Below are 21,280 nucleotides of genomic sequence, written 5' to 3' on the forward strand. Positions count from 1 at the left end.
GATTGGTCCCGTTGAACGGGTGCGCCAATCGGGTCCCGACGGAAGGGTCTGGTGGGTCGGATGGACCGGGTCGGTCGGGTGGGTTGGGGCGGTCAAGTGGGTTGGGGCGGTCAGGTGGTCGGGGCGGTCGACACGAATAAGTCCCGTTGAACGGGTGCACCAGTCGGGGTCCCGTCGGAAGGGTCTGGCGGACGGATGCGGTGACGGGCCGGTAGCGTCTTCGACATGAGCCCTACTCCGACCGCCCGCGTGTCCTCCCTCGTCGTCTATCCCGTCAAGGGATGCGCCGGTCTCCCCCTGAGCACCGCAGAGTTCACCCCCGCCGGGATCACCCACGACCGCTCGTTCATGGTGGTCGACGACTCAGGTGACTTCCGCAGCCAGCGCAGGGACCCGCGCATGGCTCGGATCGTGCCCGACCTCACCCGGGACGGCTCCCGGCTGGTCCTGAGCACCGAGGGCCTCTCACCCGTCAAGGTCGACGTGGACCCCGAAGGTCCCCGAGTGGACGTGACGGTGCACAACAACCCGCTCGTCGGAGTGGACCAGGGCGACGAGGTGGCCGGGTGGCTGAGCGAGTTGTTCGGCCGCACCAGCCGTCTGGTGCGGGTCCCCGACGACAACCGGCGGGTGACCAACGGTGTCACCCCCGGCACCGCCGGGTTCGCCGACGGCCACGCCGCCGTGATCGGGTCGACGCGCTCATTGGAGCAGCTCAACGAGCACATCGTTGCCAACGGCGCCCAGGCCGTGCCGATGGCCCGGTTCCGGCCGAACGTCGTCGTCACCGGGTGGGCGGAGCCGCACACGGAGGACCTGATCCGCCGGGTCCGCGTGGGCACCACCGAACTGGGTTACGCGAAGATGTGCACCCGCTGTGCGGTCACCACCGTCGACCAGGAGACCGGGGACCGGCGCGGGCCCGAGCCGCTGCGCGCCCTGGCCGCCTACCGCCGCGTAGCCGACGGCGGCGTGGCCTTCTGCACCAAGTTCGCGGTGACCGGCCCGGGTGTGGTGTCGGTGGGTGACGCCCTGGACGTCACGGAGTGGGCCGAGGCTCCCGAGGCGTAGGGGGTGTTGTGGGTGCTTTCGCTGTTGGTGGGGGAGCGGGAGAGCTGCCATCCATGTGAGCGGGCCTGTCTTCCCTAGTGTCCGGGGAAGGGGGTTTCGCTGTGTCGCGCAGGTCGCTCAGGTCGCTCAGGTCACGCGCGTCGCGCAGGTCGGGCAGGTCGGGCAGGTGCGCAGGTCCGGCAGGTGCGCAGGTCGCGCAGGTGCGCAGGTCGCGCAGCGGGCGTCCGGGGTTGGGTGTCAGGGCTTGATCGGCGCGGACAGAGGCAGCCTGGTGGTAACGCGGGGACATCGGGGCGCAGGGGTTAGTTCGGTTGAGGGTGGTGGCGCGCGAGGGGCGGGAGGAAGGGTCCAAGAACTCGCCATAGGGGTGGGTCTGAGGGGGGCTGGGTCTGGGGACTTGGCCTGGACCTGGGCTTGGGTTCTGGGTGGCTGGGTCTGGGTGAGCGGGTGTGGGGTGAGTTCGTGGTTGGGGTGCGGGGTGGAGGGGTCTGCGTGGGTTCTTCGTTCGAGCGTCTGTGATGGGGGTTCGGGCCACCCCCCGGTGGTGACCTGAGCCCGGTGTTCATCCAACTGAGCCAGATGGAGGTTGGTGTGGCAGCCATCAGTGGCCGCTACGCACCTCGCTGGACGTGCCCTCGGCCTCTACCACCGGCAGTATGAAAAAGCGCGAGGAACGCAGCCGGCCCACCCCCCAGGACTACTGACGTGCTCCAGAAGAACGTGTCCCCAGCACTGGCGAAAACCCCCGCCGCCCCAGCGCCGCCCACCGCACTCCCGCCAACCCGCACACACCCAGGCGGGCACACCACCAACCGTTTCTAGACCCCCAGAGTCTGAGGGGAACTGCGCCGTGCGGGCTACTACAGCGCACGGTCGAGGTCCCAACCCCCAAGGGGTGCGGGGCGCTGCGCGTCTGTACCTCTTCGCCCCCTTCGGGGGCGCTTCTCGGGGGTGCGCGCTGCACGCCTGGGGCTACTCCAGGTCGGCTTCGGCCAGCAGGTGCGCGGCGGAGGACGGGTCACGGAGCACGGCCGCGAGCAGGTGGCGGCGGGACCACTGACCGGCCCGCCAGCACAGGGCCCGGGCCAGCCCCTCGGTTCCGGAGGCGTGCACCGAGCCGTCGCCCGTGTACCAGTCCACCTCCACACCGTCCACGGTGAGCTGCTGGTGGTGCAGGTAGGTGCGGTCCGGCTCCCGGTCACCGGCGAGGAACAGGGCGGCCTCGTCCGGGACCGCGCGGATACGACCGGCCGAGTTCACCTTGCCGGTCACGCTCTCCGAGGCCAGGTCCAGGTCCAGCACGTCGGCCAGCCGCTCGGCGGCCACCGCCTCGGCCAGCACCAACGGCCGGTCCGCCACCAGGGGCAGCAGGTCCGGTGAGTCCACCACCACGGCGTCCTCGGCGTCGGCCACCACGATCGACCCGTCCTTGACCGCGCGCACCAGTGAGGGCGGGGTGACGAGGTCCGCGTCGGCCTCGGCCAGCACGGTCCACAGGCGGCGCAGGGAGGAGCGGCTCGCGTGCCGGGCGGGGTCGGCCAACCGGTTGAGCAGGTCGTCCGCGCCGTCCGGGTCCGTCAACAGCTCGGCGAGGGTCGTGCGCACACCGAGCGCGCGGGCGAACTCGGGGTCGACGTCGGCGGGCACCTCGTCGTAGAGCCCGGCCAGCGCCGGATCGGCGTCGGCCGTGCGCAGCTCGACCGGGGCGCGGCCGTCCAGGAGCGCCCGGGTGCGCAGCCACCAGGCGGTGTAGGAGGGGACGTCGATCACCCGGCCGTCCGGCATGACCAGCCGGGCGGGTTCGGTGACGGCCTCGCGCAGCGGCTCCCGGGAGAGCATCGCCAGGGCCTGCGGCCAGGCGTCGTCGGCGACGTAGTCGAGGTCGGCCACACACACCAGTTCGGGGACCACCGGCGGGAGTTCGGGGTCGCCCACGCGCTCCAGGACCTCGTCGGTCCAGTCGTCCAGACCGTCCGGTCCCTCGTCACCGGCGCCGTCGAAGGCCAGCGACGCATCGCCGAGGGCGGCCTCCTGCGTGCGCACCACGGTGAGCTCCCACAGGGCTCCTACCGCGCGCAGGGCGTCGGTGCCGTGGCGTCGGACGAGGTCGTCGTGCACGGTGCCGAAGGGCGCGTCGTCCACCAGCAGGTCGGCCAAGGGCGCGCCGGGCACGAGGAGTTCGGCGGCGATCGAGTAGCCGTCCTCGTCGTCGCGCAGGGCGAGTTCGGACAGCCAGGGAGCGTCCCGGACGGTCGTGCCGGAGGCGGCGACCAGGTCCAGGACCGCCTCGGCGACGGGTTCGGGGTCCTCGGCGTCCAACGACTCCCGGACCGCGGCCTCGGTGTTGGGGTCGGCCAGGACTGTGGCGGCCCCGGCCTCCACGGCGCCCAGGCGCAGCAGCAGCGGGTGGGCCGCCTCGGGGTGCACCACGCGCACTCCCAGGGTGGCCAGGGCGGCGGGGTCGAGCCGGTGTCCGTCGACGTCGGTGACCCTCGCCCAGTCCTCGGTGGGCACCAGCAGCGAGCGCGGCCCCCGGACCAGGCGGTCGTCGGCCAGGGGGACCGGAAGGGATCCGAGTTCGTCGAGGTCGGCGCCGCCGTTCCCGGCGCTGCCCAGGGCCGCGTAGAGCCCGCGCCACCACTCCGGCGGGCGCTGCGTGTCCCCGAGCAGGTCGGCGAGGTCGGCCAGGCCCAGACGGCGCACGCGCAGGGCGGCCAGGGCCGGGTGCCGTGGGCTCCAGGAGCCGGGCAGCAGCGGGGGGACGAGTTCGGCGAGCAGGTCGACGAGGTCAGCCGCGCCGCTGGCTCCACCGCTGTCCAGGAGGACTGCGTCACGCGGGGCGAGGGGATGACCGGCCGCCGTGACCAGGAACGGGGTGTCCTGGAGCGGCTCGGCCACTCGGGTGCGGAAGACCGCGTCCACGGCGCCGCCGCCCACCCGGGTGGCGGGCACGAGGTCGAGGGCGGCCGCGGGTGTGAAGCGGCGCAGGAGCGCGCAGTAGGCGTCGGCCGCCTCCATGAGCAGCAGGTCCGTGGCGGCGCCCGGCTGCACGGAGCGCCGGTCCGCCCCCAAGGGGAACGTGCCGATGAGCACGGCGGGCAGGTCGAGCTCGGTGTCAGTGGGGGTGGGGGCGTGCACGACGTGTTCGACGTCGGCGGGCAGCGCGCCCACTCCGCCGTCGGCGGAGACCGGCGCGGCCCAGGTCAGCGACCACGCGGAGCGTTCGCGTTCCTCGGTGGGGCGGTCCGCAAGCAGGTGCGGGGCGAACTCACCGGAACGGCGCAGGACGCGCCAGGGCGTGACCCGGCTGCCACCGGCGTCGGAGTGGGTGGTGACCAGGTCGGTCCCGGCCTCCTCGTCACCGCCCGAGCGGGTGAGCGTGCGCTCCTCGCCGTCGACGACCACGCGAACCTCGGAGAGCCCGTCCAGGGCGAGGAGCAACGCCTCGCCGGTGCGGTCCAACAGCTCCACGACGCGGTCACGGGTCCCCTCGCGCAGGGACAGCGTGACGTAGGTGTCGTAGTCGCCCTCGGGGCGGTCCGGCACGACGTCGGCGGGGAAGGGCAGGCGCAGCATGGGCACGTGCCCGGCGCGGCGGCCCACCTCGTCGGCGCGGGCGGCGTGGGTGCCGTCGGCGTCGAGCAGGTCCGTCACCACGGCACGGGCCCGCTCGGCGGAGAAGTGCACGGCCGTGCCGCCGGAGACCACGGTGACGTCGCCGCTGAGCGCCACCACGGCGGAGAACCCGACCCCGAACCGACCCGCCGAACCGTGGTCGTCGCGTTTGCTGGAGGCCCGCAGCGTGGCCAGCGACTCGACGCCGTCCGAGGTCAGCGGCGCACCGGTGTTGGCGGCGGTGAGGCGGTCACCTTCCAGGGCCAGGAGCAGACGGCCGGGCACCCCCGCGCGGCGGGCCGCGTCTGCGGCGTTCTGCGCGAGCTCGACCACCACCCGGTCGCGGTAGCCGCCGAGGGCGAAGTCCTCCTCCGCGTTGGCGTCCTCACGGAACCGGGCGGGTGCGTCGGCCCAGGCCGACAGCACGCGACGGCGCAGTTCGGCCGTGTGGAAGGTGTCAGCCACCGAAGCGGTCACCGGATCGGCCATGGTGGGTCTCCTCCTGCGCTGCGCGCGGTCCGATCAGCCCGACACGTGTACGCGGCCACGGGACGGGAGCGACAGGGCGAGCTTGATGGTAGGTCGACCCTAGCCCACGAGCGCGGCGGTTCGGGTCCGGGCGGCTCGCGTGGCGCGGGGGTGGGGGCACGCACGGGAACGGGCCCCGCCGCGTGTGCGACGGGACCCGTTGATCAGGTGGATCGGCCCGTGTGGCGGGCTCCGCGACGGGTGTCGTCAGGAGTCGCTGGAGACCAGTTCCAGTTCCGTGGTGTCGTCGAAGACGATGTGGTCGTACCCCATCTCGTCGACGACCGGTGCGACCGGCTCGTTCTGCGGGCCGGGGCGACGGACCTCGGAGTGGGCTCCGCAACCGTGGTCGAGTGACACGACCCTGCCGTCGTCGGGGGCGTACTCGTTGGTGCACACGCCGAACATCTGGCGCAGCTCACCCGCGAGCGGGGTCAGGAACCCACAGGTGGCGCAGGCCGCCGGGGCGGCCGTGGCGATGGGGCTGCGCGGTCCGGGATCGCCGTTGTACCAGCGCTCCGCGGCCTGCTCGCGGCCGACCTCGGAGAGCACCTGGCGTCGGCCCAGGCCCAGCTCCCACACCATCTGCTTGTCCATGCCCTCGGCGTCGAGTTCGCTGTCGGGCACCTGCGCGTAGCCGGGGACGAGACGTTCGTCGTCCTCTTCGGTGGGGAGCAGGTCCCCCACACCGACGTCGCCGGGGCGCAGCCGTTCCTTCCAGGGCACCCAGTTGGGAGCGACCAGGGCACCCTCGCCGGGCAGCAGGACGACCTCGTTGACCGTGACGTCCTTGGCGCGCGAGGCGCGGACGACGGTGACCGAGTAGGTCCATCCCGGGTAGGAGGGGTCCAGGCACTGGAAGTAGTGGGTGACCAGGCGCGTGTCCTCGACCTGGGCGATGAGGTGCTCACCGACCCATTCGGGTCGCCCGACCTCCGCCGCCACCGAGCGGGCCAGATCCACCGCGTCGACACATGCTTTGTCTGGTACAGGAGAACGTCGAGAAGGGCTCACGTTCACCATTCTCACTGATCGCGGGCACCGATTTGACCATAACGCGGGTCAAGGTTCGCCCGATACGACCTCTTGACGGAGTCTTGTGCCACCGGAGACGGCGGATACGGGCGATCTGGGCACTCACCCGCCGTGATTCCGGGGGTTCAGGACAGGAAGTCACACGTTTTTTCGGCCAGCCCACCCCCAACGCGAACGAAGGGCTCCGAGAAGGAGGGAAGGCCGTGGCGCACGCCGAACACGTACACCACGGCCCTGACCAGGCCTCACGGGTCGATCCCCGGAGAGTCAGGCCTCCAGGTCGTCGGCGACCACGCGCAGCACGGCGGCGACTCTGGCCGCCTCGCGCTTGTCGGGGTGGTGGCCCCGGCGGTAGCCGTTGGAGACGTTCTCCAGGAGTTTGATGAGGTCCTCGGTGATGAGCACCATCTCGTCGGGCTTCTTGCGCCGCGCCCTGGCCACCGAGTGCTGCGTGTCCAGGAGCCTGACCTGGAGCGCCTGGGCGCCCTTGCGCCCGTCGGCCACGCCGAACTCGACCCGTTGGCCGGGCTTCAGGGTGGTGGTTCCGGCCGGCAGCGAGGTGGAGTGCACGAAGACCTCACCCCCGTCGTCCTGGGTGAGAAAGCCGAAACCCTTGTCGCCGTCGTACCACTTGACCTTGCCGGTGGGCACGTAGAGACCTCATGCTTTCACTGACGGGCGCGCGCGACGTCGGAAACGGTGCCGTCCACCTGTTCCCCCGCCCCGGGCGGCCCCTGGTTTCCATGGGTGGTCCCCCCAGGTTAGTGCCCGAGGCCCGGCCAAGGCGAGGGGTTATGTGCGGGACCGATTCCCGCGCGCCACCTGTGCGACCAGGGGCGCAGGGGGCACGGAACGAGGCCCGGATACGGCTCACCCGGGCCTCGCGGTCGACGTCGTCCCCGTCACCGCTGGGTGCGGAGTGTGGGACGGGACTCGGCGGAGTCAGGGACGCCGTCGACGAGTCGGCGCCCGGGCTGGAGGCCGGACCACCCATCGTGCACCGCCCAGAAGCGACAGCGGCGGTGTACCGACATGAATACCCGACGCACCCCAGGCGGATACGCGGCAACGGGCGGGCCGGAAGAGGTTATTCCCCAGGGTTTGCCAACCAATGACGAAACGGACCGGTTCGGGGTGATCGGGCACCCCGACGGGGTCAGCTCCGCGCCGCCCGGTCCGCGACCCGGGCCGCGCGGGCGGCCTTCGGGAAGAGGTACACCACGCACGCCAGCGAGGTGAGAGCGAGGGCGGGGACCCCGGTGGCCGGCAGTGCCTGCTGGATGTACTGGTCGACGAACTTCGCCTCCCCGGTCCACAGGGCCGTGCCGACCACGCAGGCCAGCAGGGGGAGTCCCACGCCGACCCACTTGTCCAGGGTGCTCCACACCTGGCTGAGCAAGACGAGGGCGGCGCCGAGCACCCACAGGAAGGCCACGTCCCACCACACGCCGGCCAGGACGAGCATCACCAGGGCCACGGCCTCGGGCGCGTGGTGCCGGACCAGCATGAGGCTGTTGCGGGTCACCCCGGGCTTGCGGGCGACCCGGCCGTCCATCCGCAGGTCGGTCTGGCTGGGACCCTCCAACAGGGACATGAACCCCTGGTTGGGGCCGCCGCGCCAGGGCGGTGCCGGACGGTCGGCGTGACGTGGCTTGGGCGGGATCATCTCGTCGTCCTCGAGGTCGACCGCCCGGCCGGTGAGCTCCTCCTGCACGATGTGCTCGGGGGAGCCGAAGCCACGGAGGACGCGCCGCACGGTGTCGACATCGTCGCCCTCGGCCTCGCGGCGCTCGTCGATGCGCGCCCGCAGGCTGCTGAGATAGGCGGTCCGTTCCCTGGCCGTCACACGACCGTACAGCGCGAGTCCGACCTCGGAGAGATAGTCGAGTACGAGTTGTTCGGAGCGCTGGGTCATGGCCCCATATTGGCCCACATTGACCTGCCTTTTAACCCCTCCCCCTCCTTTTCGGTCGCAGACTTCTCCTCCGATACGGTTCGGCTCGCCGTGAAGGGGGAGGCACCGGGAGCGGGTGTGCTCCGCCCCGGTCCATCACTTAGCGTTGATCCGATGACCGACTACGCGCCACCCGGGTCCGGCCGGGGCACGGGCGACCCCGGCGACCCGCCGGGGCGGCCCCCCACGTTCACCTCCTGGCTGCGCTCGCGCTCCGACGAGGAGCTGACCGCCCTCCTGGACGCGCGCCCGGACCTGGCGCAGCCGGTCCCCGCCGACATCGGCGCCCTGGCCCACCGCGCGACCTCGCGCAACGCGGCGCTGCGCGCCCTGGAACGGCTCGACCGGTTCACCCTCCAGGTCCTGGAGGCCGTGGTCGCGCTGGGCGACGACCGGCTCTCGGAACCGGTGGGCGCCCAGCCCGCGGAGCTCGCCCACGGGCTGGACCTGACCCCTACCGGTGGCCGGGGCACGGAAGCACTGGACGCGGCCCTGGACACCCTGCTCTCCCTCGCGCTGGTCTGGCCGGACCACGGGCGGCTGCGCCCCGTCCAGGTCCTGCGTGAACTCCTGCCCCACCCGGCCCAGCTTGGACCGCCCGCACGGGCCCTCCTGGCTGCGCTCCCGCACGAGGCCGTCCGTCGACTGGCCCGCGACCTCGTCCCGCACAGCACCGCCAGCACCCCGGTGGAGACGGTCGCCACCGCGCTGTCCGACCCCGCGCGGCTCTCCACCCTGACCGCCCAGGTGGAGGCGCCCGCGCGGCGTCTGCTGGACAACCTCGCGTGGGGGCCGCCCAACGGCACCGTCACCGACGCCCGCCGGGAGGTCAGCCTGGCCACGGCGGCCTCACCGGTCGAGGAGCTCATCGCCCGGGGTCTGCTGGTGGCCACGAGCGACGAAACCCTGACCATGCCCCGCGAGGTCGGACTGCACCTGCGCTCCGGCGTGCTGTTCCGCGAGGTCGACACCGCGCCGCCCGCCTTCGAGGGGCGCCCGGTCCCTCCCGAGGCCGTCGCCCGCGCCGCCGCCGGGCAGGCCTTCAACGTGCTGCGCGCGGTGGAGGAGCTGCTGGAGCGCTGGACCCAGGAACCCGCCGCCGTGCTGCGCAACGGCGGCCTGGGCGTGCGCGACCTGCGCCGGGCCGCGCAGGCCATGGACACCGACGAGGACACCGCCGCCCTGTACCTGGAGGTGGTCCGCGCCGCCGGGCTGATCGGGACCGACCACCGGGTCGCCGGTGAGTGGCTGCCGACCCGCGAGTACGACCTGTGGCGCGAGCGCGCGCCGGAGCGCCGGTGGCTGCTCCTGGCCCGGGCCTGGCTCGGCTCGGACCGGGTGGCCGCGCTGACCGGTTCGCGCGACGCGGGCGGACGCGTGCGCAACGTGCTCGGCCCCGGGCTGGTGCGGCCCGCGGCCCCGCAGTCCCGCCGCGATCTCCTCACCGAGCTGGGCGAGGCCGAACCCGGCCTGGCTCCCGACGAGGACTCACTCATGGCACGGCTGGCGTGGGGGCGCCCTCGCCGCCAGTCCCCCGTGTACTCGGAGCTGGTCGGGGCCGCCCTGATCGAGGCCGCGGCGCTGGGACTCACCGGGATGGGGGCGCTGGCCGAGCACACGCGGCCCCTGCTCACCCTCGAGGAGGACGCCGACGAGACCGCCGCCCGCGTGCTGTCCACCGAACTCCCGCAACCGCTGGACTACGTCCTCGTGCAGGGCGACCTGACCGCCGTAGCGCCGGGTCCGCTCGTCACCGACCTCGCCCGGGAGCTGGCGCTGGTCGCTGACGTGGAGTCCACCGGCGGCGCCACCGTGTACCGCTTCACCGAGGACTCCGTGCGCAGGGCCCTGGACGCCGGACGCGGGGTCGCCGACATCACCGGGCTGTTGGAGCGCCACTCGCGCACCCCTCTGCCGCAGGCTCTGCGCTACCTGGTGTCGGACGCGGGTCGCAGACACGGCAGGCTGCGCACCGGAACGGCCTCCAGCTACCTGCGCTGCGACGAACCCGCGCTGCTCACCGAGCTGGTCTCCGACCGCCGCGCCGCCGACCTCGAACTCCTGCTCCTGGCTCCCACCGTGGTGGTGAGCGGGCTGAACCGCGCGGCGCTCACCGAGCGTCTGCGCCAGCTGGGGTACCACCCGGTGCCTGAGAGCGGTGACGGCACGATGCGGCTGGGCCGCCCCGAGGTACGCCGCGCCGACCCGGAGCCCTCCACGGCCGTCGAGGGCGCGCCGACTCCGGAGCTCACCCGGGCCGCCGTACGCGCGCTGCGCGCCGGGGACGAGGCCGCCACCGTGGCCCGTGTGCCGGTGTCGCTGCCGGAGGGAGGCACCGCCGGGTCCCGCGCCTCCGCCGTCATGGAGGTCCTCGCGGAAGCCGCCATGGCCGAGCGCAGGGTGTGGATCGGGTACACCGACACCGACGGCCGCCAGGTCAGCCGGATCGTCGAGCCGTCCCGTGTGGACGGTGGCTTCCTCACCGCCTACGACACCACCCGCGACGCCGTGCACCGCTTCGCCATCCACCGCATCACCGGTGTCGCCGAGCTGGCCCCCTCCGACTGACCCGCCCGGGCATGGTCGGGGACCGCATGGCGACCGGGCCCTCGTCTGGCGGCTCGGCTGACGCCCGGCTCAGTTGACGCCGGCGCGGAGAACACCGGCGGGGCGGGCGGGCTAGAGTGGCGTAGGTCGATCAACGACGGCGAGAGACACCCCATGAGCAACGCACCGCTGCCCCCCGGAGCCTCCTCCCCCCGCGACCGGGCGCGCGAGGACCGCACCGTCGAGGGGCGGGACCGGGCGCCCGAGCGGGATCTCGACGACGACCGCCGCACGCCCGGCCCCGCAGGGTCGACGGGTGGGGCCAACAGCTCCACCATGGCGCTCATCCTGCACGCGGTGACCGCGCTCTGCTGCATGAACTGGATCTTCGGGATCGCCGGGATCACCTTCGCGGTGCGGGCCGCGCACGCCCGGGACCGTGGGCGCCCGGACCAGGCCGAGGTCCTCACCCGGTACTCCTGGTACTGCCTGGGCGCCGCAGGAGTGATGTTCTTCGTGATGCTGGTGCTGACCTTCGTGATGTTCACCCAGGCGGGAAACTGGATCCAGCAGATTGTCCCCGTGGTGAACTTCTGACCCCGGTTTGGGGCAACGAGTACGGGATCGTCCGCGTCCCACCCGGGTGCGGCGGGTATGCGACCACAGACGGTGTTCGGCGTAAGGGGGCACGGACCAGCGGTGAACGGCGACCGGAGCGACCCCAGGGCCTTCTGGGAGCGGGGACGGACCTCCGTCCCCCGGTCCGGCGTGCCCGCGCGAACCCCCGTCGCGCGTCCGGCGCCACCGCCGCCTCCCGGACCGGCGCCACAGGCGTACCAGCCCGTCGCTCCGGCCCACCGGCCCTGGACGGGACCGCCGCCACCCTCCGGTCCGCCGCCCCGTGTGGGCGGGGCGGTCGCGGCTCTGATCGTGGCCGTGAGCACGCTGCTGGTCCAGGTCCTCGGCGTCTCCCTGGGCCTGTGGTTCGTCGTGCTGTTCGCCAACGTCCCCGGGATCGTCCTCGGCGTCCTGGCCCTGACGAAGGTCCCGGACACAGACGCCGTGGAGCGGTACATCCGCTACACATGGACGGCAACCTTCGCCTACACGGCGTTCTCGGTGGTCTTCCTGCTCCCGGTGATGGTGATCGCGTCCCTGATCCTCTATCTGGGGGTCTGACACCCGCGACCGTAACGAACCCCACCCGGGTACGGGCATGATCAGAGGGGTTCCCGTGTTGCACCTGGGGCGACCCTCGTCCCCGTGTCAGTGCCCGTACCCGCCGGAAGGCCCCGTGTGTCCTGCCTGATCGTCCAGTCCGACAAGACGCTCCTGCTAGAGATCGACCACGAACTCGCCCCGGAGTGCCGCCGATCCATCGCGCCGTTCGCCGAGCTCGAACGCGCCCCCGAACACGTGCACACCTACCGGATCACGCCGCTGGCCCTGTGGAACGCGCGCGCGGCCGGGCACGACGCCGAGCAGGTCGTGGACTCGCTCCTGCGCTTCTCGAAGTTCCCGGTGCCGCACTCGCTGCTCGTGGACATCGCCGAGACCATGGACCGCTACGGGCGGCTCCGGCTGGTCGGCGACCCCCGGCACGGCCTGGTCCTGGAGTCCTCGGACCGCGCCGTCCTGGAGGAGGTCGTCCGGGCCAAGAAGGTCAGGGGCATGCTGGGCGAGCGGATCAGTGAGGACTCGGTCTCCGTCCACCCCAGCGAGCGCGGCAACCTCAAGCAGGCCCTGCTGAAGATCGGCTGGCCCGCCGAGGACCTGGCCGGGTACGTGGACGGCGAGGCCCACAGCATCGACCTCGCCGACGGCGACTGGGAACTGCGCGGCTACCAGCAGGAGGCCGCCGAGAGCTTCCACGCGGGAGGCTCCGGCGTGGTCGTGCTGCCCTGCGGCGCCGGGAAGACCATCGTCGGCGCGGCCGCGATGGCCATGACCGGGGCGACGACCCTCATCCTGGTGACCAACACCGTGTCCGTGCACCAGTGGAAGACCGAACTGCTGAAGCGGACCTCCCTCACCGAGGACGAGATCGGCGAGTACTCGGGGACCCGCAAGGAGATCCGTCCGGTCACCATCGCGACCTACCAGGTGATGGCGGCGCGCCGGAAGGGCGTCTACACGCACCTGGAACTGTTCGACGCCAAGGACTGGGGCCTGGTCGTCTACGACGAGGTGCACCTGCTGCCCGCGCCGATCTTCCGGATGACCGCCGACCTCCAGGCCCGTCGTCGGCTCGGCCTGACCGCCACCCTGGTCCGTGAGGACGGCCGGGAGGGCGACGTGTTCTCGCTGATCGGACCGAAGCGCTACGACGCCCCGTGGAAGGACATGGAGAACCAGGGGTGGATCGCCCCGGCCGACTGCGTGGAGGTCCGGGTGGACCTGACCGACTCCGAGCGGCTGGCGTACGCGACCGCCGAGCCGGAGGACCGGTACCGGTTCTGCGCGTCCTCGGAGACCAAGACCGACGTGGTGCGGCGGATCGTGGAGCGTCACCCTCAGGAGCAGGTCCTGGTGATCGGCTCCTACATCGACCAGCTCGACGAACTCGGCGAGCGGCTCGGCGCACCGGTGATCAAGGGCGAGACCCGCAACAAGGAGCGTGAGCGCCTCTTCGACGCCTTCCGCTCGGGTGAGCTGCGCACCCTGGTGGTGTCCAAGGTCGCCAACTTCTCGATCGACCTCCCCGAGGCGGGGGTGGCGGTCCAGGTGTCGGGTTCCTTCGGTTCGCGACAGGAGGAGGCACAGCGGCTGGGCCGTGTGCTGCGGCCCAAGGCGGACGGCCGCACCGCGCGCTTCTACGCCGTGGTCGCCCGGGACACCCTGGACCAGGACTACGCCGCGCACCGGCAGCGGTTCCTGGCCGAGCAGGGATACGCGTACCGGATCGCCGACGCGGGCGACCTGCTCGCCGGTGAGGAGATCTGACCGGAGCGGTGTGCCGCCACGCCGGTCAGAGCGAGGGCAGGACGCCGATCACGTAGGTCCCTGCGGCGATGCCCCAGGCGATGAGGGAGTAGCTGAGGGTCCGGGTGCGCAGCAACCGGTCACCCCGGACCGAGGGCGCCGTGAAGGCGGCCACCAACAGGGCGAGGCCGAGCAGCGCGGGGATCACCGAGGCCAGCGCGAACAGCTGGGACTGGGCGGCGCACGCGGTGTAGCCGGGACTGCCGGGATCACCACAGAACACGTCGTCCCCCGATCGGATCGTTCAAGCGGTCGTACTCCCAAGACCGTACCGTTTCGGCGGTGCCGGATCGCCCCGGGTCACGACCGCATCCCGGTCGTGACCGGGCCTTCCAGCCAAACCGAACCACGTTCGGAATTCGGGTGATCCAGGACACCCCAAGGCTTCGCCCGGTTGGAGACCTGAGCGCGCGGCCCGGCACGCTCCGGGGGTCACTTCCCCTCACGCAGCACGAGGTCGATGGCGATCGCGCAGGCCACCACCAGGGTGCGCAACGGCTCCGGAAGGGAGGGGTAGCGGTGGTGCAGCGCGTAGCTGTCCGCCGCCGTGAGGAACTCCCCGAGGTCGGGCAGGCGCCGGTCGACCCTGGCGACCTCGTGGCCGTTGTGGTCGCTGATCCTGAAGTCCCGGCCGACGAGGTCGCCCTCGATCGTGCCGAGCCGGCGCTTCCACGCGTCCACCAGGGTGAATCTGGCCCGGAAGAACGTCAGATCCTGCTCGATGGTGCCCACCGGCTGGCCGTCGGGCAGGCTCACGCTGGTGGTCGCGGTCATCCAGGACCAGTGCTTGCGGATGACGAGCCGGAGCGCCCCGTTCGGGTCGGTGACGTGCACCCGTCTCTCGAACCCTTCGGTGCTGCTGGACAGCTGCCGCAACACCTGCACGCCCCCGCCCGCGCCCTGCTCACGCGCCCAGGCGATCCGCCGTCCGGACTGGTCGTGGATCTCGTAGTCGGAGACGTCGACCATGAAGCGCCTGGGTTGGCGTACCAGGAGGGGGTTCGCGGTGAGGAGGTCCATGGGGCACGACCCTAGGGCGTGTCCTCGCGGCGCCACAGCTCGCGTCTGCCCCTCTCGGCCTCCAGCGCGATTCGGCCGAAGGGCTCGGACCGCCAGGCCCCGTCCCGCTGGTGGTTGGCGTACAGGACCTCGCCCTCCCGTGAGAGCACGTACACCGAGTCCGCGAGGTGGTGGGTTTCCAGGAACTCGACGGTGTTGGGCACTCCCAGGTAGAAGCGGTCGTGGTGGATCTCCGGCAGCCAGCGGCCGAACCCCTGGTCCCGGGTGGAGCGCTCGTGGCGGTCGAAGATCGAGAACCGGCTGTTGGTGGTGTGCGTGGCCACGAAGGCGACCTCCACCCTGTACCCGGCCTCCCTGAAGCCCAGCACCCATGAGGCGGCCCAGTCCGCGCGACCCAACGGGTGGCTGCACACGACGTCGTGGCGGCCCCGGCGCACGTGCTCCATGGCTCGCCCGTGTAATCCGCCGACCTGCATGGACACCGAGGTGGAGGCGGCCCTGTCGTCGGCGGTCATGGACCACTCGTAGTCGGGCGAGAGCCTCAGCAGGTCGTCGCCGTCGTAGCTGACCGTCCCCGGCGGCAGGACCGGCAGCAGGAGTCGCTGGAGGGTGGACTTGCCGGAGCCGGGCTGGCCTCCGAGGAGCAGAAGCCGGGGGCGTTCACGCGGGGCGCCGGTGAGCCGGTCCCGCAGGGCGAGGTCGAAGAGCGAGTCCAGTTCGGCATCGGTGAGCTCTCGTCCCAGTTCACCGGGGGTGGCACCGGCTGTCGGCTGCGCGGGGTCCGTCCGGAGTTCTCCGATGGTCCGGGGCAGTTCGGCGTTCGCGCGGGCGATCTCGTCGGGAGACATGAAGGGCAGCCGCGCCTCCTCGGAGAGCAGTCGCGCGGCGCGTTCGGACAGTTCGGGGTCCTTCTCCAGACGTGCCGTACAGGCGCCGATCGCCGCGCTGTACAGGTTGTAGATGCGTTCGCGCTCCTGGCGCTGCTCCGTCGTCTGGGGCGGGACCCCGCCGCTGGAGCTCTCCGCGAGGAGGGGGATGACCTCCGCCCCGGCGCGATCGGCCGAGGGGTCGGGGCCCATGCCGGGGCCGGTTCCGGAGGGGGAGGGTGCCATGTTCGTCCGCTCTCGCCGTGGCCCGGCCGGTGCGCGGGGCCGTGGGTGTACGCAACCGCCTACCCGACGAGGTTAGTGTCTCAGGTCACCCGGAAGCGGCCGTTCGCCCCAGCACGCCGCGACCTAGAGTGGCCACATGTCCGCGAACTCACTTCCCTCACCCCCCACCGTCATCGAGGCCCTGGCCTGGGTCCACGTGCGTGACGGCCGCCTGCTGTGCGTGCGCCCCGAAGGCAGGGACCTCCTGTACATCCCCGGCGGCAAGCGTGAGCCCGGCGAGAGCGACGAGGAGGCGGTGGCCCGCGAGACCCTGGAGGAGGTCAGCGTGGTCCTGCGCCCCGGCACCTTCCGCCCGGTCGCGGAGATCGACCAGGAGGCGCACGCACAGGCGCCCGGGACCCGGGTGCGGTTGGTCTGCTACGCCGCCGAGCACGACGGGGAGATCGTGCCGGACAACGAGATCCAGGAGGCGGTGTGGGTCTCCCACGCCGAGCGCGACCTCTGCGCCCCGGCCGTGCGCGAGCTGGTCGAGCTCCTCCACCAGCGCGGTGAGCTTCCCTAGGACGCGTTTCCTGGATGCTTCGCTGGTGGCGGATCCGCTATTCGATGTGAGCGACCCCCTGGGACACGGAACCACAGCCCTGGCCGGTAGTCCCGAGGTGCGGCGACTCCGTGTGGGGGACCACCGGTTCATCCATACCTTGGAGAACGATCGGCTCATCATCTGGGTGGTGCACGTCGGACACCGTTCCACCGCCCATGAATGAGGCAGGCCGTTCCGCCCTCCCCAATGAGCCGCGCCGCGTTCAGGACGACGGGTCGGGGACCCGCCCGGTCCAGCTGCCGGTGTCGCGCAGGATCAGCATGGCGACGGTGACCCCGAGTGCGAACGGGAGCAGGAACACGGTCGCCATGACGGTGTCGACCCCGTTCACCTCGAACAGGTCCCAGCTCAGCACGGCCTGCGCCGCCACCTGGAAGGCCAGGTGGAAGCCCACGCAGGCCCAGAGGTTCCCGGTGACCACCCGCAGGCAGCCCAGCACCACGCTCATACCGAGGAACAGCGGCACCCTCTCGGCGACGACCTCCCACCCGCCGGTGAGGACCCACAGGCCGGTCCCCCACAGGGTGAACAGCGCCGCCTGCGCGAACACCGCCAACCAGGCGGACATCGCAGTGTTGAGGTTGCGGAAGAGGTACCCCCGGAAGATCAGCTCCTCCGGCAGGGCCTCGTAGAGCAGCACCAGCACCGTGAGCAGCACCAGGGAGAGCACGATCCGGCTCGCGGGAACGCTCGGGGTGATCGAGGCCCCGAGGGCGAGGGCGAACCCCAGCCCGAGCGCGGCCGGGAGCAGCCAGGCGAGCGCGCCCACGAGCAGCGGCCACCAGGCCTCGCGCGGGCCGGTCAGCCCCAGACCGGACCACGGGCGGCGATCCAGGTGGCGGCGGGCCGCCCAGACCAACGCCGTCCCCAGGACGACGGCGATCCCGGCGTTCGTCCAGTGGGTGAGGTTGCCCCGGCCACCGGGTTCCACGAACAGCAGGTCGTTGGCCAGGGTGATGGCGACCCAGATCAGCACGGCGCCGACGGTGACGACCGCGATCCGCAGGGGGAGACCAGGCCGGGCGGGCCCGACCTCACGGAGGGTTGTGTCGTTCATGGCACCAGCCTCCCGCTCCGGGGCCGCCGCGCACCATCCGGGAACACCCGGAGAACCCCCTGAACACGACCGCCGACGGGTTCTCCGCCTGCCGGAAAAACCAGTGGTCTCCTCCGGAGGACCTGGTTAGGGTGCGGTAACTGTGCGCGTACTTCCCCAGCCCCCGGGCATTCCGGACCACCGCTCCGCCAACCGCTTCCTCCTCTGGCTCGTCCGCAAGGAGTGGCGCTCACTGCTGTGGGCCTCTCTGGTCGCCTCCGCGTACTACCTGAGCACGATCCTGGTTTCGTTCGTGCTCGGCGCGGCGCTCGACTCCGGGCTGGACGGCGGCGGATACGGCACCCTGATGTACTGGTTCGCGCTCATCGGACTGTGCGCCGTGGCGGGCGCGGCCCTGACGCCCCTGTTCGAACGCGCGAGCTGCTTCAACTGGTACGCGTCCGCGTACCGAACGATGCAGCTCATCACCCGCCACTCCTCACGGCTGGGGCCGACGCTCACCCGTCGGCTGCCCACCGGCGAGGTCGTGGCGGTCGGCACCGACGACATCGACCGGCTCGGCGCTTTCTACGAACGCTCCAACCTGGCCGTCTCCTCCATGGTCGCGGTCCTGATGGTCGCCTTCCTGATGCTGACCTCCCACGTCACCTTCGGTCTGATCGTCCTGGTGGCGGTACCGCTGATCGTCGTCGGCATGGTCCCGCTGCTGCGTCCGCTCAACCGCCGCACGCACGCCCACCGCGACCGGCAGGCCGAGCTCACCACCCGCGCCACCGACCTCGTGGCCGGACTGCGGGTCCTGCGCGGGGTGGGCGGTGAGCGGTCGACCGGCGAACGGTACCGAGCCGAGTCCCAGCGGGTGCGGGCCGCGGGCGTCCGGGTGGGCTGGATGGACGCCGCGCTGGAGGCCGTCCGCACCCTCTACCCGGGACTGCTCCTGGTGGGGATCGTCTGGTACGGCGCGCGGCTGGCTCTGGTCGGCGAGATCACCGTGGGCCAGCTGGTCTCCTTCTACGGCTACACGGGCGCGCTGGCGAGCTCCGTCCGCTACTTCATGCTCTTCTCCTCCGACCTGGTGACCGCCCGGGTCGCGGCCAGCCGCGTGGTGCGTGTGCTGGGATTGGAGCACGACCTCACGGAATCCGCTGCCCCGGCCCAGGCGCTCACCGGGCCGCACGACCTGCACGACCCGACGAGTGGAGTGCTCCTGCACCACGGGAGGGTGACCGGCGTGGTCTGCGCCGACCAGACCGACGTGGGCCCGCTGGTCGAGCGGCTGGGCCGCTACCGGAACGGCGCCGCCGAGCTGTCCGCCGTCCCCTTGGACGATCTGCCGCTGCGGGAGGTCCGCCGCCGCGTGCTGGTCGCGGGAAACGACGCCCACCTGTTCTCCGGCCGGTTGCGCGACGAACTCGACCCCGACGGCACCGGCACGGACGAGCACGTCACCGCCATGCTCCGAGCCGCGTCGGCTGAGGACGTGCTCGCCCAGTCCCCCCTGGGGCTGGAGGTCGAACTCACCGAACGCGCCCGCGAGTACTCCGGCGGACAGCAGCAGCGCCTGCGCCTGGCCCGTGCCCTGCTCAGGGACCCCGACGTGCTGGTCCTCGTCGAACCCACCTCGGCGGTGGACGCTCACTCGGAGGCCGCCGTCGCCGAACGGCTCCGAGGGGTCCGCGCCGACCGCACCACCGGGGTGGTCACCACCAGCCCGCTGCTGCTGGACCGCACCGACCACGTCCAGTTCGTGGTGGAGGGCCGGGTGGCCGCAGAGGGTGCCCACCGGGACCTTCTGCGCACCGAGGAAGCCTACGCCGCCACCGTCCTGCGCACGACGCTGGAGGAGGAGAGGGTATGACCCAGACAGCCGACCCCCGGCACCCTGCCGAGGAACCCGCGCCGCCGCCCTCCGTTTCCGGGGGTCCGCCCACCGTCGCGGTCGACCCGACGGCCCTCCCGGTGGCACCCTTCCCCGTGGTGTGGCGGCGGATGCGCCGCGCGGGCCGCGACCACGGACCGCTCCTGATCCAGGTCATCGCGCTGTACGCGCTGGCCACGGGGTCGGCGCTGGTCGCCCCGTGGGTGCTCGGGATGGTCATCGACGCCGTCCGTGACGGCGCCGCACCGGGGCGCGTGGACGCCATGGCCCTGGTCATCGTGGCGTCCCTGCTGGTCAACGCCGCCCTTCTGCTGGCGGCCGTGGCCCAGTCCATCCGCTTCGGCGAGGGGCTGCTGTCCGAGCTGCGCGAGGAGTTCGTCCGGTCGGTCCTGCGGCTGCCCCTGGGCACCGTGGAGCGCGCGGGCACCGGCGACCTGGTCTCGCGGACCGGGCGCGACATCAACTCGCTGAGCGTGATGGTGCGTGAGTCGCTGCCGGTGTTCGCCACCGGTGTGGCCACGGTGCTGGTCATCATGGCGGCCCAGGCCTTCCTGCACCCGGCGCTGTTGCTCGCGTGGGTGCCGTCCGCGCTGGTCATCTGGGTGAGTACGCGTTGGTACGCGCGGCGGGCCCCGGACGGGTACCTGGCCGAGATGGGCACCTACTCCAGGCTCACCCAGGGTGTGTCCGACACGGTGGAGGGTGCGCACACGCTGGAGGCGCTGGGCCGCCAGCGGTGGCAGGACCTGCGCACGGACGCCGACGTGCGCCGCGCGTACCTGGCCGAGCGGTACACGCTGTGGCTGCGGACCGTCTGGTATCCGCCGCTGGAGTTCTCGTACATGTTCGCCTCGGCCACGACCTTCCTGGTCGCGGGGGTGCTGCACGTCCAGGGCGAGCTCTCCCTGGGACAGATCGCCACGGCGGTGTTCCTGACCGTGCAGATGTCCAGGCCGTTGGAGCGCATGATCGACCAGATCGACAACATGATGGTCGGCTTCACCGCGATGCGACGCCTCCTGGGGGTCCAGGAACCAGACGGGCCCGCGCTCCCCGGCGCCGAACCCGAGGCCCAGGCAGGTGAGCCCGGCACCGTGGCCGTCCACGGTGTGCGGTTCGGCTACTCCCCCGGCACGGAGGTGCTGCGCGGGGTGGACCTCGACCTGCGCCCCGGGGAACGGCTCGCCATGGTCGGACCGAGCGGAGCCGGAAAGTCCACCCTCGGAAAGCTCCTCGCCGGGGTGTACCTGCCCGGCACCGGAACCGTGCGCGTCGGCGGCGCGGACCTGACCTCGCTGTCCCCCGAGGAGCGCCGGGAACGGGCGATCCTGCTCAGCCAGGAAAGCCACGTGTTCCGGGGCACGATCGCCGAGAACCTGGCCCTGGCGCTGGACGACGAGAGCGTGGACCGGGACCGGCTGTGGCGGGCGTTGGAGGCGGTGGACGCCGACGCCTGGGTGCGCGCGCTGCCGGACGGCCTGGACACCCTGGTGGGCTCCGGGCGCGACGCCCTGGACCCCGCCCACGTGCAGCAGCTGGCCCTGGCCCGGGTCGTGCTGGCCGACCCCCAGGTCCTGGTGCTGGACGAGGCCACCTCGATGATCGACCCCCGTTCGGCCCGCCGACTGGAGGGCTCGCTCGCCGGAGTCCTGGCGGGCCGCACCGTCGTCGCGATCGCCCACCGCCTGTACACCGCGCACGACGCGGACCGCGTGGCCGTGGTGGACGGCGGCCGGATCGTCGAGCTCGGCACCCACGATGAACTCATCGCCCGGGGCGGCTCCTACGCGGCACTGTGGAACGCCTGGCACGGGGAGGGCTGAGCCCGGGGCAGGGGCCGGAAACGGGGCGTAGGAAACGGGGCGCGGGAAGCGGG

At 72.3% G+C, this 21,280-nt stretch carries 16 protein-coding genes; 8 read left to right on the forward strand and 8 right to left on the reverse strand.

The annotated features are described in order from the left end of the window. Positions 1–225: 225 nt before the first annotated feature. The gene (locus ADX84_RS07240) at positions 226–1,071 is read left to right on the forward strand and encodes an MOSC domain-containing protein (RefSeq protein WP_049569438.1); all 846 of its coding nucleotides are present in this window, start codon (positions 226–228) and stop codon (positions 1,069–1,071) included. Positions 1,072–2,043: 972 nt separating this feature from the next. Here ADX84_RS07240 and ADX84_RS07245 read toward each other — a convergent pair. From ADX84_RS07245 to ADX84_RS07260, 4 genes are all read right to left on the reverse strand, one after another. Next, entirely contained in the window at positions 2,044–5,175 is a 3,132-nt protein-coding gene (locus ADX84_RS07245; protein ID WP_049569445.1) for a sacsin N-terminal ATP-binding-like domain-containing protein, read from the reverse strand. 246 nt (positions 5,176–5,421) lie between these two features. After that, positions 5,422–6,177: a DUF3027 domain-containing protein gene (locus tag ADX84_RS07250; protein ID WP_049569448.1), complete on the reverse strand. Its 756-nt coding sequence runs from the start codon at positions 6,175–6,177 to the stop codon at positions 5,422–5,424. Positions 6,178–6,516: 339 nt separating this feature from the next. Further along, entirely contained in the window at positions 6,517–6,900 is a 384-nt protein-coding gene (locus tag ADX84_RS07255) for a cold-shock protein (RefSeq protein ID WP_049569450.1), read from the reverse strand. A 505-nt stretch (positions 6,901–7,405) separates the two neighbouring features. Next, entirely contained in the window at positions 7,406–8,164 is a 759-nt protein-coding gene (locus ADX84_RS07260) for a hypothetical protein (protein WP_049569452.1), read from the reverse strand. Between the two features lie 153 nt (positions 8,165–8,317). Here ADX84_RS07260 and ADX84_RS07265 point away from each other — a divergent pair, with 153 nt between their 5' ends. The 4 genes from ADX84_RS07265 to ADX84_RS07280 all read left to right on the forward strand — a co-directional run bounded on the left by ADX84_RS07265 (position 8,318) and on the right by ADX84_RS07280 (position 13,693). Next, positions 8,318–10,771: a helicase-associated domain-containing protein gene (locus ADX84_RS07265; protein ID WP_049569460.1), complete on the forward strand. Its 2,454-nt coding sequence runs from the start codon at positions 8,318–8,320 to the stop codon at positions 10,769–10,771. A gap of 153 nt (positions 10,772–10,924) precedes the next feature. After that, complete coding sequence (locus tag ADX84_RS07270) at positions 10,925–11,347, forward strand: hypothetical protein (protein ID WP_049569462.1); 423 nt, start codon at positions 10,925–10,927, stop codon at positions 11,345–11,347. 339 nt (positions 11,348–11,686) lie between these two features. After that, positions 11,687–11,929, forward strand: a complete 243-nt coding sequence (locus tag ADX84_RS07275) for a hypothetical protein (protein ID WP_233515740.1) — start codon at positions 11,687–11,689, stop codon at positions 11,927–11,929. Positions 11,930–12,046: 117 nt separating this feature from the next. Next, a complete protein-coding gene (locus tag ADX84_RS07280; RefSeq protein ID WP_049569469.1) occupies positions 12,047–13,693 on the forward strand; it encodes a DNA repair helicase XPB in 1,647 nt (548 codons plus the stop codon). Positions 13,694–13,718: 25 nt separating this feature from the next. Here the strand turns inward: ADX84_RS07280 and ADX84_RS07285 are convergent, their stop codons facing one another. The 3 genes from ADX84_RS07285 to ADX84_RS07295 form a co-directional block, all read right to left on the reverse strand. Next, a complete protein-coding gene (locus ADX84_RS07285) occupies positions 13,719–13,955 on the reverse strand; it encodes a hypothetical protein (protein WP_017544066.1) in 237 nt (78 codons plus the stop codon). A 209-nt stretch (positions 13,956–14,164) separates the two neighbouring features. Continuing rightward, complete coding sequence (locus ADX84_RS07290; RefSeq protein WP_049569470.1) at positions 14,165–14,752, reverse strand: LURP-one-related/scramblase family protein; 588 nt, start codon at positions 14,750–14,752, stop codon at positions 14,165–14,167. An 11-nt stretch (positions 14,753–14,763) separates the two neighbouring features. After that, positions 14,764–15,864, reverse strand: a complete 1,101-nt coding sequence (locus ADX84_RS07295; RefSeq protein ID WP_049569473.1) for a zeta toxin family protein — start codon at positions 15,862–15,864, stop codon at positions 14,764–14,766. Positions 15,865–16,000: 136 nt separating this feature from the next. Here ADX84_RS07295 and ADX84_RS07300 point away from each other — a divergent pair, with 136 nt between their 5' ends. Then, the gene (locus ADX84_RS07300; protein ID WP_049569475.1) at positions 16,001–16,426 is read left to right on the forward strand and encodes an NUDIX domain-containing protein; all 426 of its coding nucleotides are present in this window, start codon (positions 16,001–16,003) and stop codon (positions 16,424–16,426) included. A gap of 244 nt (positions 16,427–16,670) precedes the next feature. Here the strand turns inward: ADX84_RS07300 and ADX84_RS07310 are convergent, their stop codons facing one another. Further along, entirely contained in the window at positions 16,671–17,525 is an 855-nt protein-coding gene (locus ADX84_RS07310) for a CPBP family intramembrane glutamic endopeptidase (protein WP_049569483.1), read from the reverse strand. A 142-nt stretch (positions 17,526–17,667) separates the two neighbouring features. On the opposite strand from ADX84_RS07310, the gene ADX84_RS07315 reads away from it, so the two are divergent. After that, positions 17,668–19,383, forward strand: coding sequence for an ABC transporter ATP-binding protein (locus ADX84_RS07315; protein WP_049569490.1), 1,716 nt, complete (start codon positions 17,668–17,670; stop codon positions 19,381–19,383). After that, positions 19,380–21,227 carry an ABC transporter ATP-binding protein gene (locus tag ADX84_RS07320; protein WP_049569494.1) on the forward strand — a complete coding sequence of 616 codons (1,848 nt, stop codon included), beginning with the start codon at positions 19,380–19,382 and terminating at the stop codon, positions 21,225–21,227. Before ADX84_RS07315 ends, ADX84_RS07320 begins: the two co-directional genes overlap by 4 nt. Positions 21,228–21,280 lie beyond the last annotated feature (53 nt).

This window comes from Nocardiopsis sp. SBT366 (genome assembly GCF_001083815.1).
Taxonomy (GTDB): Bacteria; Actinomycetota; Actinomycetes; order Streptosporangiales; family Streptosporangiaceae; genus Nocardiopsis; species Nocardiopsis prasina.

Excerpts from the sequence above, each read along its gene's own strand:
- ADX84_RS07240 (WP_049569438.1), top strand. The coding sequence starts at position 226 with ATGAGCCCTACTCCGACCGCCCGCGTGTCCTCCCTCGTCGTCTATCCC.
- ADX84_RS07300 (WP_049569475.1), top strand. The coding sequence starts at position 16,001 with ATGTCCGCGAACTCACTTCCCTCACCCCCCACCGTCATCGAGGCCCTG.
- ADX84_RS07265 (WP_049569460.1), top strand. The coding sequence starts at position 8,318 with ATGACCGACTACGCGCCACCCGGGTCCGGCCGGGGCACGGGCGACCCC.
- ADX84_RS07270 (WP_049569462.1), top strand. The coding sequence starts at position 10,925 with ATGAGCAACGCACCGCTGCCCCCCGGAGCCTCCTCCCCCCGCGACCGG.
- ADX84_RS07295 (WP_049569473.1), bottom strand. The coding sequence starts at position 15,864 with ATGGCACCCTCCCCCTCCGGAACCGGCCCCGGCATGGGCCCCGACCCC.
- ADX84_RS07320 (WP_049569494.1), top strand. The coding sequence starts at position 19,380 with ATGACCCAGACAGCCGACCCCCGGCACCCTGCCGAGGAACCCGCGCCG.
- ADX84_RS07245 (WP_049569445.1), bottom strand. The coding sequence starts at position 5,175 with ATGGCCGATCCGGTGACCGCTTCGGTGGCTGACACCTTCCACACGGCC.
- ADX84_RS07310 (WP_049569483.1), bottom strand. The coding sequence starts at position 17,525 with ATGAACGACACAACCCTCCGTGAGGTCGGGCCCGCCCGGCCTGGTCTC.
- ADX84_RS07290 (WP_049569470.1), bottom strand. The coding sequence starts at position 14,752 with ATGGACCTCCTCACCGCGAACCCCCTCCTGGTACGCCAACCCAGGCGC.
- ADX84_RS07260 (WP_049569452.1), bottom strand. The coding sequence starts at position 8,164 with ATGACCCAGCGCTCCGAACAACTCGTACTCGACTATCTCTCCGAGGTC.